The 15375-nt window shown below is 50.7% G+C and carries 15 protein-coding genes; 2 read left to right on the plus strand and 13 right to left on the minus strand.

Features of this window, described 5'->3' with window-relative positions; all coding sequences use genetic code 11:
- Positions 1–489: 489 nt before the first annotated feature.
- Positions 490–1116, plus strand: coding sequence for a TetR/AcrR family transcriptional regulator (locus tag NR121_RS12435; RefSeq protein WP_137670699.1), 627 nt, complete (start codon positions 490–492; stop codon positions 1114–1116).
- 22 nt (positions 1117–1138) lie between these two features.
- Positions 1139–2107, plus strand: coding sequence for a peptide-methionine (S)-S-oxide reductase MsrA (gene msrA / locus NR121_RS12440; protein ID WP_062406655.1), 969 nt, complete (start codon positions 1139–1141; stop codon positions 2105–2107).
- A 47-nt stretch (positions 2108–2154) separates the two neighbouring features.
- On the opposite strand, the gene NR121_RS25320 is transcribed toward msrA, so the two are convergent.
- From NR121_RS25320 to NR121_RS12500, 13 genes are all read right to left on the minus strand, one after another.
- Positions 2155–2385 (minus strand): VOC family protein, encoded by a 231-nt coding sequence (locus tag NR121_RS25320; RefSeq protein ID WP_375162525.1) that lies wholly within the window; start codon positions 2383–2385, stop codon positions 2155–2157.
- A 99-nt stretch (positions 2386–2484) separates the two neighbouring features.
- The gene (locus tag NR121_RS12445; protein WP_137670698.1) at positions 2485–3321 is read right to left on the minus strand and encodes a hypothetical protein; all 837 of its coding nucleotides are present in this window, start codon (positions 3319–3321) and stop codon (positions 2485–2487) included.
- Positions 3285–4031, minus strand: a complete 747-nt coding sequence (locus tag NR121_RS12450; protein ID WP_256831264.1) for a hypothetical protein — start codon at positions 4029–4031, stop codon at positions 3285–3287. The genes NR121_RS12445 and NR121_RS12450 overlap by 37 nt, the downstream gene beginning before the upstream one ends.
- 16 nt (positions 4032–4047) lie before the next feature.
- The gene (locus NR121_RS12455) at positions 4048–4491 is read right to left on the minus strand and encodes a flavodoxin (RefSeq protein ID WP_054819945.1); all 444 of its coding nucleotides are present in this window, start codon (positions 4489–4491) and stop codon (positions 4048–4050) included.
- Between the two features lie 337 nt (positions 4492–4828).
- Positions 4829–5074 (minus strand): YezD family protein, encoded by a 246-nt coding sequence (locus NR121_RS12460; RefSeq protein ID WP_054819946.1) that lies wholly within the window; start codon positions 5072–5074, stop codon positions 4829–4831.
- A 95-nt stretch (positions 5075–5169) separates the two neighbouring features.
- Complete coding sequence (locus tag NR121_RS12465; protein WP_074730032.1) at positions 5170–6231, minus strand: sulfate/molybdate ABC transporter ATP-binding protein; 1062 nt, start codon at positions 6229–6231, stop codon at positions 5170–5172.
- 5 nt (positions 6232–6236) lie between these two features.
- A complete protein-coding gene (cysW, locus tag NR121_RS12470) occupies positions 6237–7124 on the minus strand; it encodes a sulfate ABC transporter permease subunit CysW (RefSeq protein WP_054819947.1) in 888 nt (295 codons plus the stop codon).
- 20 nt (positions 7125–7144) lie between these two features.
- The gene (gene cysT / locus NR121_RS12475) at positions 7145–7981 is read right to left on the minus strand and encodes a sulfate ABC transporter permease subunit CysT (RefSeq protein WP_062406645.1); all 837 of its coding nucleotides are present in this window, start codon (positions 7979–7981) and stop codon (positions 7145–7147) included.
- 77 nt (positions 7982–8058) lie between these two features.
- Positions 8059–9174, minus strand: coding sequence for a sulfate ABC transporter substrate-binding protein (locus tag NR121_RS12480; protein ID WP_256831265.1), 1116 nt, complete (start codon positions 9172–9174; stop codon positions 8059–8061).
- Positions 9175–9806: 632 nt separating this feature from the next.
- Positions 9807–11249 carry a 4-hydroxyphenylacetate 3-hydroxylase family protein gene (locus NR121_RS12485; RefSeq protein ID WP_137670696.1) on the minus strand — a complete coding sequence of 481 codons (1443 nt, stop codon included), beginning with the start codon at positions 11247–11249 and terminating at the stop codon, positions 9807–9809.
- A 22-nt stretch (positions 11250–11271) separates the two neighbouring features.
- Positions 11272–11751: a GAF domain-containing protein gene (locus tag NR121_RS12490; RefSeq protein ID WP_054819948.1), complete on the minus strand. Its 480-nt coding sequence runs from the start codon at positions 11749–11751 to the stop codon at positions 11272–11274.
- Positions 11752–11772: 21 nt separating this feature from the next.
- The gene (locus tag NR121_RS12495) at positions 11773–13065 is read right to left on the minus strand and encodes a homocysteine synthase (protein ID WP_054819949.1); all 1293 of its coding nucleotides are present in this window, start codon (positions 13063–13065) and stop codon (positions 11773–11775) included.
- A gap of 45 nt (positions 13066–13110) precedes the next feature.
- Complete coding sequence (locus tag NR121_RS12500; protein WP_256831266.1) at positions 13111–15366, minus strand: SfnB family sulfur acquisition oxidoreductase; 2256 nt, start codon at positions 15364–15366, stop codon at positions 13111–13113.
- Positions 15367–15375 lie beyond the last annotated feature (9 nt).

A 15375-nucleotide genomic window follows, 5' to 3' on the forward strand; every position in this document is an offset into this window, starting at 1 on the left:
TGCTCCTGCACTTCGGCTACCAGTTGCTTTGCTCCAGGAATATCTACCAGGTCCAGTGCTAATTGTAATTTCATTTCTGCTTCTCTCCTTATGTCTATATAATTTTTGGTTTGTAAGCCAAAACAAGATAAGATGGCGAATCTGTTCATTTGCAGCCCCGGCCAGGAACCATAATGCCTTGTCTTTATTGAAGACAACTTTATTGTAGGTCTGTTTTTTCAAAAAAGGAAGTACGCACTTTTAAGTAGTGAAGTAACAAATAGGATACTTTTGGCCTATAACAGCAGTTCTCCATGCCTTGGCAAAATCTGCGGGGCTTTATTACCGCAGAGCCTTGGCCCGTCATTTCGGCTTGTACCCGCTTGACATATGAGTCTTCAATACTTATGATACAACTATCATTGTTACCGAGCAGTAACATCCTAAATGGTGGCTTCATTGAACCGTTTCGGATATTTGGAAAGCCCAGCGGCGCAGGAGACATGTTGAATGACAAACCTCAATGCAAAAAAGCCGAAACCGGCCTTCTCAAAAAGAAAACGAGTGCCGAGCGCACAAGCCCAGGAATATATCCTTCAGGCCGCCGGTGAGCTGTTCTACAAAGAAGGCATCCGTGCGGTAAGTGTGGATTCTGTTGTGGAACAGGCAGGCATGAATAAAATGACCCTGTATCGTCAATTTTCCTCCAAAGATGAACTGATTCTGGCCTATTTGGACAGGCAAAGCAAGCAGTTTTGGGAGGAATGGGAAGCAAGCCTTGCGAAGCATCCTCATCAGCCAAGACGTCAAATCATTCAATTGTTTACGGATTTGGCCGATAAATCATCCGTTATCGGTTATCGCGGGTGCTGTTTCAGCCATATCGCCACAGAATTTCCCGATCCTGAGCATCCCGCCCGCCAATTGGTTTTTGCTCACAAAAAGGCAGTTATTCAGAAGCTCGTGGAGTTAACAAAAGCGATGAATGCAACCGATCCGGAGATTTTAGCCCATTCACTGGCCCTTTGGATCGAGGGTGCTTACGCGGCCAGCCAAACCTTCGGGGCCGACAGCGACACCATCCGGATGCTTCCCGTCATCGTAGAGAAGCTGCTAGATGAAGCCGCACCACATTAACGATGAAAGAAGATGAGAACATATGACTGGTGTAAACAACCAACTGGAGTTAGCGACATTTGCAGGCGGCTGCTTCTGGTGTATGGTCAAGCCGTTTGACGAACAGCCGGGCATTGTCAAGATCGTATCGGGCTATACAGGCGGTCATGTAGAGTATCCGACCTATGAGGAAGTATGTTCGAATACGACGGGGCACTATGAGGCTGTCCAAATTACATTCGATCCAACGCTCTTTCCCTACGAACGGTTACTGGAGCTGTTCTGGCAGCAGATCGATCCCACAGATGACGGCGGCCAGTTCGCCGACCGCGGCGATTCCTACCGGACGGCTATCTTTTATCATAATGAAGAGCAAAAGCAATTGGCCGAGCAATCCAAGCAGCAGCTTGCGGCAAGCGGCCGTTTTCAAAAACCGATCGTAACACAGATTTTGCCGGCCAAACCGTTCTATCCCGCAGAAGACTATCATCAGGACTATTACAAGACGAATCCGGTTCGCTATAAAGCTTATTTTGCAGCTTCCGGCCGGGAGAAATTTATAAGAGAACAGTGGAAAGACCGCAAGAAGGACGAGGAACTGAAACAGCGCCTCACGCCGCTCCAATATGAAGTGACGCAGAACAACGGTACGGAACCCCCGTTCCGCAACGAGTTTTGGAACCATAAAGAAGAGGGACTTTACGTCGATATCGTATCGGGCGAACCTTTATTCAGCTCGCTGGACAAATTCGATTCGGCCTGCGGCTGGCCCTCCTTCACCAAGCCTATAGAAAAAAGCCGTGTAACGGAGCATATCGATGTCTCCCACAACATGATTCGTGTGGAAATTCGCAGCCAGGAGGCGGATTCTCATCTCGGTCATGTGTTCGAAGACGGGCCTGAACCAACCGGCTTGCGCTACTGTATCAACTCCGCGGCCCTTCGTTTTATACCGGTGGAACGTTTGGAAGAAGAAGGGTATGGCCAATTCAAGCATTTGTTTAAAAAATAAAGAAGAAGGCTGGGATTCACGGATGTGAACCAGCCTTCTTCCTATTTTCATCGGTTAGGATCGAATCTTCCATAACATACGAATCCTGAGGGGTCGCGGACAAACCAGCCGTCCTCTTGTTTTTCGGCAGTGATTCCGGCATTCCCGAGGCGATCCAGAATCGCTGTCATCTCTCCGTCAAATAGAGCGCTATTCCCATAATGAGCCGTGAGATCAAAGCCTAATACCTGGCAATAAAACTTTCGGGTCCGTTCCAAATCCGCAACATGGAGATGAATGTGCCCGAATTAAATGAACCGGCCCCAGCACTGTTTCGGGATGTATTCGATCAGCCATACGCTATCCCTCCCGTTTTACTATTATTTTACCAGCAATCATCAGGAAAAGGGAAGACTGACCAGACCGTAATGAAGCGTAGACACGACCAAACGGTTCCCTACCTCTATGGCGTCCGTAACGGCGCCGCGAATACCGATCGAATACAGCACCGGATTCTCCTGATGGAGCACCAGCTTATACAAACCGCTGCTCGAGCAAGCCAAGATATGCGGCCCCACCTGCACCCATCGATAAAAAAATTTATCATCAAAGCGAATCGTTGAAAATCCGCCCCTCCTGTTGCCCAAAACGAGCTCTCCCTTGGCTGTCACACCAAGCAATCGGCCCTGGCAAACCGACAAAGACGTCACCGGGGAATCCAAGTGAAACTCGTGCCATTGCCCGGTCAAATAATCATAAAAGGCCATCCCTTTGGCATACCCGACAAACAAGAATTGTGGAGAAGACAGCAAATCATATACCGCCCTATTGGGAAAAGCGGACAAATCCCAATGATCGTCGGCCTGCTGTATTAATCCGATCGCCGTACCCGCAAGGATGGAGCTTCCCTCCAACACCCGGTAGCAGGGCATCGTCAGCCCGGTTGGCTGCCATGCCCCGCTGCTCCAGGCAAACAACCCCCGATCGGTGGCCGCATAGAGTTTTCCATTCAGCGCTTGCAGGCGGTAGGTCACCGTTCGTTCCGGCAAGCCCGAATTCATAGCCTCCCATTCTCCGTCCGCCGATTGAGCATATGTGCCTTGGCCAAACGTAGCGGCCGCAATCCGGTTCTCATCCAGGCGGGCCAAGCAAGAAATGCGCAGAGCAGGGAGGGAGATCTTACTGCCTCCTTCTACCTTCATTGGATAATGGACGGCATCATATAACAATCCCATCGATGTCCCTCCTCTGAAGAGTAATCCGGGTTCAAATGCGTCTTCTCCATTCCGCTGCGAACCCATTCCATGTAATCGACTGCTCCTGCTACGTCCTTATTGCGAGGATAATAAACCCTCCGCTTACCCGACAGCAATCCGATCCACTCGATTTTGGCCGGAAGATTCCCGAACCCGTTGCGGCTGAACAGCGTCATCATTTGAACGTAGCCGTTCCACAGAGCAGGGTCCTCATTGACCACTATTTTTTGGATATGCAGACCCTCTTTTGTCCATTGGGCAACCTGAAAAATCATCGACAATTCAAGCTGCAGCTCCTGAATGACAGCCGTGAAGCTTTCAAACAGTAACAGCGGCTCCGTATCTTTTGGTTGTGCGGCAAAATATTTCAACAGCTGGTCTGTTACCGCGGCAAGCACCGTCACATAATGAACCTTGGATTGGAATAATCCGGGATTGATTTTCCAACGCTCATAAATGCGCTGCAGGACCGCAGCCGTACTGCGTTGATTCGGCGGGATGGCGTGGCAGTCGTTCAGAATATGGTTGACCGCATATTGGGCCATCTGCCGCCAGTTTGGGGACGTCGGCTGCTTACCCAGTACATAAATATCGCGATACTCATCCGGGGAGCGCAGCCAGGCCTCGATTTCATAGTCTTTCAACCGGGTTAATACCCCGCCGGGGAGTTTCGCTTGGGATTGCAGCATACCGATTCCCCTCCCTTCATCGCACAGCCAAAGCAAACCGCCGGCCAAATTCTTTGCACTGCTCTTTTTCATCCGCGGACGGGGACAGCTCGATCTTCAGTCCGTCCAGCACAACCTCCGCTCCCCGTTCACGCAGCTTCTCAACTAAAATATCTACCGCTGCACCGACCTGCGCATAGCTTGAGTCGCAGGAGCCGAACACGGCCGCTTTCTTCCCGCTCAGAGAATACTCATCCATCTCCTCATAAAAATCAAGGAATTCGTCCGGCAGCTCGCCGTCCCCCCATGTATATGCCCCCAAGATAATGCCGTCGTACGCTTCCAGCTCGTTCGTGTTGGTATCCAGGACAGACTTGACGACAAGCTCCTCCCCCGCCTCACGAATCCCTTCAGCAATCGCGTCCGCCATATCTTCCGTATTCCCCGTCATGCTTGCAAAAACCATAAGAATGTTTGCCATATTGCTATCGTCCTCCTCAGTATTATGCAGTGAGCGTCTGTCAGACCGCTGCGGGTCTGTTATGTAATGAAACGAACTTCATAGTGATAATGATTCTCAATATCACTATGAGTAAATGATAATGGTTATCGTTATCATTTGTCAACAAAAAAAATAGACCCTCCACGGGTCTTTTGAATAACGATTGCGGATAATAATCCACTCCGCATCGATCATCGATATGTGAGAGCCAACGGAAGGACTTCCCGAAATTAGTGCTGTTCTTGTGTTCTTTGCCATCCATTCATGGTCGATAAAAAAACGACTTCCCATAATAGCCTATCCACCGCGCAGGCACTTAAAGGAAGTCTCCAGTGGTCCGGTAGACTTTTGTTTTCTTGAAATCATTGGATTTCTCCGGTTTTCGCGGAGTTTCTTTGGCGGAAACGGCTTGATCCGATTCGAAGCGTTTACGCTCCGTTCGTTCAATCTGAACGATTCTTCCATCGTGTACGACAATTTGCACCGTCCCATACTCTAATCCGTTAATGCTTTGAATGATGCGATGTGTCCAAAGCTCATCTACGTCCAGCGGCTTAGCCATGGTTACCAACCTCCGTCTTATTTATATTACCGGCTCCTGTGTTTTGAGTTGGGAAGAACTGTTGACTCTGTAACAGTTCTTCCTCCATGGGCGGTTTAAATGTGTACCGGCATAGGATCAATCTTGAGGCCGTTCTCCAGCGTGACGTTGCTCTCTTCATTAAACAGATAAATACGGTGAATCAAAACCTGTACCTGATCTCCAGGATGGAGTGTCGGCAGCTCCAAGGAACGATAGCCGAACAGCTTTTCGCCATGCACTTCGACTTCCACCTGCCAATTCGTACCCCTGAAATATACATTCCTTACTACGCCGTCTTCCGCAGCGAAAGGAAAAGCCATTTCTTTCGGCAGTCCAATCTCGATAAATTCGGGACGAATGATTGCTTGCGCTTCCTGCAGCGCTTGAGTTTCAAATCCTTTAAATTTCGATATATCGCTCAGCTGGTTTGATTCGCCTATGAAGCTGGCGACGAATGGTGTGCGAGGCTGCTTATAGATTTCAATCGGAGTACCCTGCTGCTCCAGACGGCCTTGGTTAATAATCAGCATCTGATCGGCTACCTCGACCGCTTCTTCCTGGTCATGGGTTACGAAGATGGTCGTAATTCCGACGCGGTTGATCATCTCTTTTAACCAGGTACGCAGTTCTTTGCGCACTTTAGCGTCGATGGCGGCAAACGGTTCATCAAGGAGCAGCAGCTGCGGCTCGGGGGCGATCGCTCTGGCAAAGGCTACTCTCTGGCGCTGGCCTCCGGACAACTGGTGGGGAAGCCTTTTTTCCATCCCTTTCAAGCCGGTTAGCTCAATCAGCTCATTCACCCGTGCCTTAATCTGTGCCTTCGTCCGCTTCTGTACGGTTAATCCGAACGCAATATTGTCGAAAACATTCATATGCCGAAACAGTGCATAGTTTTGAAACACAAAACCAATCCCCCGTTCCTGCGGCGGCAGGGAATTCACTTTCTTTCCAAGAAACAGGATGTCTCCCTCATCCGGCTCCTCCAGTCCGGCCAGCATGCGAAGAATCGTTGTTTTCCCTCCGCCGCTGGGACCCAGCAAGCCAATCAGCTTTCCCTTTTCAATCTCGAAGCTGACATCTTTGGTGGCTACAAAACTGCCAAAGCTTTTCGTCAAGTGTTTGGCCACGATATGCATGCGGATTACTTCCCTTCTATACCCGGCTGGTGTTGAAATTTCCATTCGATTATACTTTTCAAAATAAGCGTCACCAGAGCCAGCAGTACTAACAGCGATGCCATGGCAAAAGCCCCTGCAAAATTGTATTCGTTATACAAAATTTGAATATGCAGCGGCATGGTATTCGTCGATCCCCTGATGTGACCGGAAACGACCGATACCGCGCCAAATTCTCCCATCGCCCTGGCGTTACATAGAATGATTCCGTACAGCAAACCCCATTTGATATTCGGCAGGGTGATTTTCCAGAAGATTCTCCAGCCTTTGGCACCGAGCGTGACAGCCGCCTCTTCCTCTTGTGTGCCTTGGGACTGCATAAGAGGAATAAGTTCCCTGGCTACGAACGGGAAGGTAACGAATACGGTAGCCAAGACGATTCCCGGCAGCGCAAAGACGATTTTGATATCGTGCTCTTCAAGCCAAGGGCCGAACCATCCGTTAGAGCCGTACAGCAGGATGTAGATCAAGCCCGCAATCACAGGGGAAACGGCAAAAGGAAGATCAATTAATGTGATTAGGACGTTCTTGCCTTTAAATTTAAATTTCGTAATGGCCCAGGCGGCCGCAATTCCGAATACGAGGTTAGCCGGCACTGCAATGGCCGCCACGGTAAGGGTCAAGCGGATAGCGGAAGCGGCGTCCGGATCAACCAAAGCCGCAGAGTAGACTTCCCATCCCTTGCGAAAAGCCTCCACAAATACGCTGATTAACGGCAATATTAATAGAAATCCAAGAAACATCGTTGCGACAGCAATCAGTATCCATCTGACCAGCGGGGATTCCGTGATATGCCGGGGTCTGGAGCCGGCTGTCGGATTTGACTTTACGGTGGTGGTTACATAGCCAGCCATAGCTTACTCCTCCTCTTCCCTTATGCCGTCGTCGTATGCCGATTCGTTCGCCACTGCAAGTAATTGATGACAAGAAGCATCAAAAAGGAGATGACCAGCATGACCAAGGCAATCGCTGTCGCACCTGCGTAATCGTACTGCTCCAGCTTCGTCATGATAAGAAGAGGGGCAATTTCCGTTTTCATCGGCATGTTGCCGGAGATGAACACTACCGAACCATACTCTCCCACTGCTCTTGCGAACGCCAGCGTAAATCCGGTTAATAACGGCGGCAGCAATTCGGGAAAAATGACCTTGCGAAACGTCCGCCATCGTTTGGCTCCCAAGCTGACAGCCGCTTCTTCCACTTCCTTTTCCAACTCTTCAATGACCGGTTGAACCGTCCTTACAACGAACGGAATGCCGATAAAGGTAAGAGCCAGCATTATACCTAATGGAGTGAATGCAATTTTGATTCCCATCGGTTCCAGCAGGCTTCCAACCCAGCCGTTTTGTGAATAGATTGTCGTCAGCGCTATACCAGCCACTGCCGTTGGCAGAGCAAACGGCAGATCAACCAGAGCGTCTAAAAATCGCCTGCCTGGAAACGTATAGCGGACAAGAACCCATGCCACAATAAATCCAAACACCGTGTTAATGAATGCGGCCCCAAGCGCTGTTCCAAAGCTGATTTTATAAGAGGCGACTACTCGCGGATCGGTAACCGTCTGCCAAAATTGCTCCCAGCCCATTCCGGATGTGTTGATAAATATAGCCGACAATGGAAAAAGTACGATCAAGCTTAGATACGTTACAGTAAAACCCATGGATAGACCAAATCCCGGGATAATACTGCGTTTTTTCAAACTCTTTGCCATGGGTCTTTCTCTCCTCATGCCGAACCTTGACCGGACAACTTCCAGTGGAAATTGTCCGTCAGGATTCACCTATTTCATTACGGTTTGTAAATCTGGTCAAACAAACCACCATCGGCAAAATGTGTTTTTTGAGCTTTTTGCCAGCCCCCGAAGAGCGGGTCATCAATCGTAATCAGGTTGATTTTCGGGAATTGGTTTTCATATTGTTTGGCTACGGACTCCAAACGTGGACGATAATAGTTTTTGGCCGCGATATTTTGCCCTTCTTCCGAATACAAATACTCCAAGTAAGCTTGTGCCACTTCACGTGTGCCTTTCTTATCGACGACTTTATCCACTACAGCTACCGGCGGTTCAGCCAGAATGCTCATGGATGGAACTACAATTTCGAATTTATCCTTACCGAACTCGTTAATGGAAAGGAAGGCCTCGTTCTCCCAGGCAAGCAGTACGTCGCCGATTCCGCGCTGAACAAAGGTTGTTGTGGAATCCCGTGCGCCGGAGTCCAGCACCGGAACGTTCTTATACAGCTTCTCTATGAATTCTTTCGCTTTGGCTTCGTCATTATTGTTTTTATAGTAGGCATATCCATAAGCGGCCAAATGGTTCCAGCGCGCGCCTCCTGACGTTTTCGGATTCGGCGTGATGACCTGCACGCCGGGCTTAATCAGATCGTCCCAGTCCTTAATTCCTTTAGGGTTACCCTTTTTCACAAGAAATACAATGGTGGAAGTGTAGGGTGAACTGTTGTTTTCCAGCTTGCTCTGCCAGCCTTCTTGGATGAGTCCTTTTTGTTGAATCGCATCAATATCATAAGCCAGCGCCAAGGTTACGACATCGGCTTCCAAACCGTCGATGACCGACCGGCCTTGTTTGCCGGAGCCGCCATGCGATTGTTTAAAGGTAACCGTTTGATTGGTTGTATCCTTCCAATGCTTGGCGAACGCTTTGTTATATTCCTGATACAGCTCGCGCGTAGGATCGTAAGATACGTTCAACAGCTCGACCGGAGGTTTGGCAGAAGCCTCGGGTTTGTTTTCTCCGCCTGCCGGGACCGTACCGCCGCTTGCCCCGTTATTGGTAGAGCCGGTGCTTCCGCATGCCGTAAGTCCTACTAAGGATAAGGCTAATACGCTAATCATGGAAAATTTGCCGAAAGACCGGATCACACCATTTTTTCTCGAATTACTCATAAGGAAACCCCTCCTGTTTTATAAGTATTGCTTATACTGAGATGATCGTTGAAAAATCCGGAAGCTTATGCCAAAATGGATAGAAGTGCTTTACCGTTCCGATTTTTAACTTATAATTCCGATAAACTTACTCAATTATAGGAAGTATATTAGCACCCGTGTAAATGGGTGTCAATCCTTTTTTTTCAACGAAAGGATCCCGATTTTTTAATCCTATCGTATGAATTTGATTTAAAAAACGCGATAAAATCCGTCTTTTTTCCAAAAAAATATCAAGTGGACAAAACCGGAAGGATCTTTTGCATGACAGATTTTCCAGGCCCGTGATTGCAAGCGTCTGTGCATTAGCCTAAACGCAAATTATTTCTTCCTATTTATAATTCAGGATGTATCGATCAGGCGAAAAAACGTTCGTCTTTAGTATTCAACTTTTTTCAATAATGGAAAAAACTATTGGTAAAAATGAGATTCTTTTATTTTTTTCACTTTATTGCAACTTTAAATCAATTGTAAAAACAAAAAAAGACCACGCAATCCTCTGCAAAAGAAGGATAACGGGTCGTCAGTGTTGACTTATTCGTTGAATTGCCATACTGCGTTGATTCTAACTGCCGTTCAGAAACGCCCGATCATCAATCGTGGACATCCTTCAGCAGCTTCCAAACCGGATCTGTCAGTAAAGTTTTATCCGCACTCAAATACTGCCCGGCAAACGCGCGAACCGGGTCGCCGGCATAAAACCGCTCATACAGCTCGTGCCTGGCGCCAAGCGGACTGCCAATCAAATCCCACGCCAGTTTGAACAACTGCACTTTCTTCTCCGCGCCCACTGTAGCGCCTTCAAAATACAAATCCAGCAGGTGGGCAATAGGCCCTTGAAATTCAGCAAGCGAGGATGGCGTCTGTACGAATCCCCCGCCGCCGATTTGCTGCAAAATATCGATGACCCGGGGGTAAAACCTCGTGCCAAGACTTCTTGCCGTATCCAGATACGTGGACTTCGGCACCAGAATTCCCGCTTCATCGGGCTGGGCCTGTATTTCCGAGGCAATTAACAGCGCCTTGATCGTATCGATCTGGGTCAAAAGCTCTCCCAGTTTCTCCTGAATGTGAAGAAACCCGTTCACGCCAATGGTTTCCGCCATCGCGAAGGCGACGCCCGTCACAAATTCCAGTTTGGCCGCAAACCTGACAACCGTTTGATGGAACGCAAGCGCATTAGCCGTCTTATTCGTACGCAGCTCCCAGACCGCCTCGGCATCTCCATACAGAAGAACCCTCTCCCAAGGAACGAGCACATCGTCAAACAGCAGGACGGCGTCCATTTCGTCATACCTGGAGCTGAGAATATGTTCCTTTTCCCTTGGATCCGCGAACGATTCGCGGCATACGATATGCAGACCGGCAGAATCCGCCGGCACGATCAAAGCATGAGCGTGCTTGCCGTAATCATTCATCAGCCGGTGAAAGGAGAAAATCAGAAAATCATGGGTATAGGGCGCTCCAGTCGCAATCATTTTTGCGCCGCGCAGGACGATGCCTTCGCTCGTTTCCTTCACCACATGCAGGTAGCGCTCGGCAATTTTTTTGTCATTCAGCCCTTTGGATCGGTCGATTTGCGGATCGAGCAGCGACGTGGTCAAAAACAGATCGCGGTCCCGCGCCGTTTGATAGTATGCAGAGATTTTGTCCGCAAACCGGTTATCGAGCCGCGACAATCGCTCCCGGCTCCCGTACCATCCGGTGACCATGGAACGGGCATAATCGGAAAGTCGGCTCATGACGCCATGCGTTTCCCGGGCCCAGTAATAGAAGGCCCTGCTGCGTGAGGATAAGTCCTGCAGCGTATAAGGCACAAGAAACGAGCTGTGCGCATATTTTCCCGTCTCATTCACCGGAAAACCGATTTCATTGCGTGTACGCGGGTCATCCAATAAATCGAATAACCCGCTGATGATCTTTAATGTTCCGTTAAAGGCCGGATGCTCATGCAGCTTATCAACCTTTTTTCCTTCCAGCCATACGTTCCGGTTGTCTTGTAAACTATCTATAAACCTTTTTCCCCGTGAAAGCATTGATGACGGTTCTCCTTTTTTTCTACAAGTAAGTGCCTAATACATCGCAAAATGCAGTTAAGTAGTGACGATCTGTGGAATCGAACCGTCCAAAACGCGGACTATCAATATCAAGTACCCCAATGATTTGCCCGCCGCTCAGCAAAGGAACGACAATTTCCGAATTCGAAGCGCTGTCACAAGCGATGTGCCCCGGAAATTGATGAACGTCATCGACGACAACGGTCTCCTCAAAGCTTACTGCGGTTCCGCAAACGCCCTTGCCGACAGGAATGCGAACGCATGCGGGCAATCCCTGAAAAGGGCCGAGCACCAATTCGCCGTCTTCCAGCAAATAAAAGCCGACCCAATTGATATCGTCCAGAAACTGGCGGAGCAGAGCCGCCGCATTAGCCAGATTGGCAATACGGTTAGGCTCTCCTTCCACAAGCTCTTTCAGCTGGCGCAGCAGCAAGGCATAGCTTTCCTCTCGCGTATCCGGATAAGTCACTTTCGTAAACATGAAACCACCTCGTCATCCCGGTCAAGATTGGCTAATTCGCAATGCCTGCTCCAGATCATACAGAATATCGTCAATGGCTTCCGTCCCCACGGACAGCCGGATGAGTCCCGGCGTAACCCCGGTTGCCAGCTGTTCCGCTTCATTAAGCTGCTGATGCGTCGTGCTGGCCGGATGAATAATTAACGACTTTGAATCTCCCACATTGGCTAAATGGGAGAACAGCTGCACCGCATGAATCAGCTTTTTGCCGGCCTCAACCCCGCCTTTAATGCCAAAGCTCAAGATGGCCCCTTGACCTTTAGGCAAATATTTTTGCGCCAGTGCATAGGAAGCGTGGCTCTCGAGTCCGGGATAGCTTACCCACTCGACGGATTCGTGGTTTTCAAGGAATCGGGCGACGGCAAGGGCGTTCTGGCTGTGCCGCTCCAGACGGAGATGCAGTGTTTCCGTGCCCTGCAGCAGCAGGAACGAGTTGAACGGAGACAGTGCGGCGCCAAGATCCCGCAGCAATTGGACGCGCGCTTTAATAATATAAGCTAGCGGACCGGCCGCTTCCGTATACACGAGACCGTTGTAGCTCGAATCCGGCTCCGTCAGTCCCGGGAACTTGCCGCTGGCTGCCCAATCGAATCGGCCGGAATCCACGATGACCCCTCCGATGGAGTTGCCGTGGCCCCCGATAAATTTGGTTGCCGAATGCACAACAATGTCCGCGCCGAAATCGATGGGGCGCAGCAAATAAGGGCTTGGGAAGGTATTATCCACAATCAGCGGTATGCCGTGCTCATGCGCAATGGCCGCAACCGCTTCGATATCCAGCACATCTCCCTTGGGATTGCCGATCGTTTCCGCGAAGATAGCCTTTGTTTTATCGGTAATCGCGCTTCGGAAATTCTCCGTATTGCTCGGGTCGACGAATTTCACCTGAATGCCCAGCTTAGGCAATGTCGTCGAGAACAAATTATACGTTCCGCCGTACAGGCTTGACGCCGAAACGATCTCATCTCCGGCAGAAGCGATATTCAAAATCGAATACGTGATGGCGGCCTGACCGGATGCGACGCCCAACGCTCCGGCCCCGCCTTCCAGCAGAGCAATCCGCTGTTCGAACACATCGGTGGTGGGATTGGTCACGCGCGTATAAATATTGCCCGTCTCCTGCAAGCCGAACAGGCTTGCCGCATGATCCGTATCTTTAAAAACGTAAGATGTGGTCTGGTAAATGGGTACCGCACGCGACAGTGTAGCAGGGTCAACCTGCTGTCCCCCATGAACGGCTAACGTTTCCGGCTGAAGCTGTCTTTCTTCTGACATACATATAACCTCCTCAAAATGGTGTGGGATATCCCTGTTCCGTCATCATATTTTATATTCATGATAAATGCCGTTCAGAAACCAGCTGCCCGTGTGGTGAAGCTTGAGGCGGGCCGGATCATGAAGCGTGTGGATGCGTACATTTCTCCAATGCCGGTCCAGATTGTACTTTTGATCCATCGATGCGGATCCGGCAACTTCAAACAAGGCGTTCGTCACCTCAATGGCAACTTCCGTTGCAAAATATTTGGCGGAGTCCACCGCCAACGTGGCCCGGCCCGCACTTTCGGCGTTCAGCTCCTGCTCCGCCTCATCGATCAATCGGGCGGCTTTCTCCAGGAGAGCCTCCGCCGCATGCAGACGTATGCCAAGCTCTCCGAACCTGCGGATTTGATCGGGATCATCCGAGGCTCGCTCCAGTCCGCTCTTCAGCGGGGGCCGGGTCTTTTCCCTGACGAACCAGGCGGCGTCCGCCAGCGCCGCCTGCGCGATGCCGACGTCGATGGCGGCATGCATGATTTGCCCGAATGCCGCGAAAATTTGTGGCGGCTCGAAAATTTTCCAATGCGGCAAAATATGAGCTTGGGGCACCTCCACATCGCGAAGAATGACGCTTCCGCTTGCCGTCGTGCGCTGGCCGACTCCGCTCCAGTCATCAATTACGGTGACGCCTTCTGCATGACGGGGGACCATGGCCGTAATCCGTTTATTCGATTCGTCCAATGCGGAGACGGGTATCCAGTGGGAGTACAGCGCGCCCGTGGCATAATACTTCGTTCCGGATAAACGGTATCCTCCTTTTCCATCGCTTTTTAACCTGGTCGACATTTCGTTATAGCTCTTCAAGCCCCGCTCGGCAAGCGCGTTTCCAAACTGCGCCCCCTTTAACACTTCGCTGAAGAAAAACGCCTTCTGCTCCTCGGTTCCGACCAGCTCCACTGTCTTTACGAAAAAATGATGGTTTTGCGGAATTTGTCCTAAAGATCCGTCCGCTGCGGAAATGATTTTGAATATCTCGGTCAGCGTGAAGACGGATATACCGGGACCACCGTACGCTTTAGGCACCATTAGCCCCAGTAGCCCGCTTGCGGCAAGCTGCTTCAACTGCTCAAAGGGCAGCTGCCGGTAGCGGTCACGGTCGGATTCGCCGTCCTTGATCCATGCCGCATACGATTTGGCGGCTTCGAGGGCCTCCTTGTCATCGGAGAGAATATGAGCCGGTGGCCGGTCGGTGAAGAAGCTGCGGGGAACATCGGCCAGCGCATAAGGCGATACCGGCTCCATACCGGGCAGTTCAATCTGTCCCGACTCGATGAGTGAACGCGATGCATGAAACCGCTGCGCGTCCAATACATCCTTCACCCCCGCATTCCGGGCGAGAAACCGGCGCGAAAACAAAAATTGTTTATACCGCTCCAGCGCTTCCAGCTTCTCGGTTGTAGGCTCCAAATCGAGCTGTGCGTGCAGGTTCGCGGAATACGCAACTTCTACGGCTGTCTCCGGTATACCCATTTCTCTGGCGATCAACCGGTTGGCCTCGGCCCTGTGCCCGATAGCCCACTGAGAAGCCGCAATGGCATGAGCCAATACCCGGTCCGCGGCCGCCTGCTGTTCGGCGGACAAACCGGCAGGTATCGTCAAGACCTGCACCTTGGCCGCAGAGAGGAATCCTTCCCATTGATCCGCACCTCGATGAAACCCTTCTAAAGGTCGTGCCCCAAGCCAATTCTGAAGCGCGAATCCCGAAATGCCGCTTACCAGGACGGCATCCGCCTCCCCGCGGAGCAGCGCCTCCATGACGCGCCGTGTGACGGCACCCCGGTCTGCAGCCTTTCCCGTATCCGTTCCCAGATCCTTTAAGGACACATCGTTCCGGGCTATTCCGGCACCGTACAGGGCAGATTCCAGATCATGCATCGCGGCCGCCCTCCACAGCTCATCGAAGGTTTCCTGCGCATAAGGAACTCCGATCACGGCCCCTCGAAGATCTTCAAGCTTACGCCGTTTGGAATCGGGAAGAACCAGAATATAATCACGCCGGTCTTGTATGGAAATACCCGCGATGGTACGGTCGTCTTCCTGCAAAATGGAGCCGATCGCCGAGAATGCATTTTCGTATCGAATGGAGAATGCTTCCTCCGAATGATCCCCAACCGTGAGCTCACCGCGTTCAGGCGCGTAGGTTAACAGGATGCCCCGGCGTCTAAAATCGACCTGGAGCTCCCCGATCTGCCACGCCAGTCCCAGCGCGCCGGGTATCGGATCATTCAATTTCGCCTGCGTATGAAGTTGAATGGACATTTGGCATAC

The organism is Paenibacillus sp. Pae15 (assembly GCF_024519685.1).
GTDB lineage: Bacteria > Bacillota > Bacilli > Paenibacillales > NBRC-103111 > Paenibacillus_G > Paenibacillus_G naphthalenovorans.

What these genes read in the sequence shown, in the direction of transcription:
- NR121_RS12450 (WP_256831264.1), bottom strand. Translation starts at nt 4,031, where the DNA reads ATGCTGCAATCCCAAGCGAAACTCCCCGGCGGGGTATTAACCCGGTTG.
- NR121_RS12490 (WP_054819948.1), bottom strand. Translation starts at nt 11,751, where the DNA reads ATGTTTACGAAAGTGACTTATCCGGATACGCGAGAGGAAAGCTATGCC.
- NR121_RS12445 (WP_137670698.1), bottom strand. Translation starts at nt 3,321, where the DNA reads ATGGGATTGTTATATGATGCCGTCCATTATCCAATGAAGGTAGAAGGA.
- msrA (WP_062406655.1), top strand. Translation starts at nt 1,139, where the DNA reads ATGACTGGTGTAAACAACCAACTGGAGTTAGCGACATTTGCAGGCGGC.
- NR121_RS12460 (WP_054819946.1), bottom strand. Translation starts at nt 5,074, where the DNA reads ATGGCTAAGCCGCTGGACGTAGATGAGCTTTGGACACATCGCATCATT.
- NR121_RS12465 (WP_074730032.1), bottom strand. Translation starts at nt 6,231, where the DNA reads ATGCATATCGTGGCCAAACACTTGACGAAAAGCTTTGGCAGTTTTGTA.
- NR121_RS12485 (WP_137670696.1), bottom strand. Translation starts at nt 11,249, where the DNA reads ATGCTTTCACGGGGAAAAAGGTTTATAGATAGTTTACAAGACAACCGG.
- NR121_RS12455 (WP_054819945.1), bottom strand. Translation starts at nt 4,491, where the DNA reads ATGGCAAACATTCTTATGGTTTTTGCAAGCATGACGGGGAATACGGAA.
- NR121_RS12495 (WP_054819949.1), bottom strand. Translation starts at nt 13,065, where the DNA reads ATGTCAGAAGAAAGACAGCTTCAGCCGGAAACGTTAGCCGTTCATGGG.
- cysW (WP_054819947.1), bottom strand. Translation starts at nt 7,124, where the DNA reads ATGGCTGGCTATGTAACCACCACCGTAAAGTCAAATCCGACAGCCGGC.
- NR121_RS12500 (WP_256831266.1), bottom strand. Translation starts at nt 15,366, where the DNA reads ATGTCCATTCAACTTCATACGCAGGCGAAATTGAATGATCCGATACCC.
- NR121_RS12480 (WP_256831265.1), bottom strand. Translation starts at nt 9,174, where the DNA reads ATGAGTAATTCGAGAAAAAATGGTGTGATCCGGTCTTTCGGCAAATTT.
- cysT (WP_062406645.1), bottom strand. Translation starts at nt 7,981, where the DNA reads ATGGCAAAGAGTTTGAAAAAACGCAGTATTATCCCGGGATTTGGTCTA.
- NR121_RS12435 (WP_137670699.1), top strand. Translation starts at nt 490, where the DNA reads ATGACAAACCTCAATGCAAAAAAGCCGAAACCGGCCTTCTCAAAAAGA.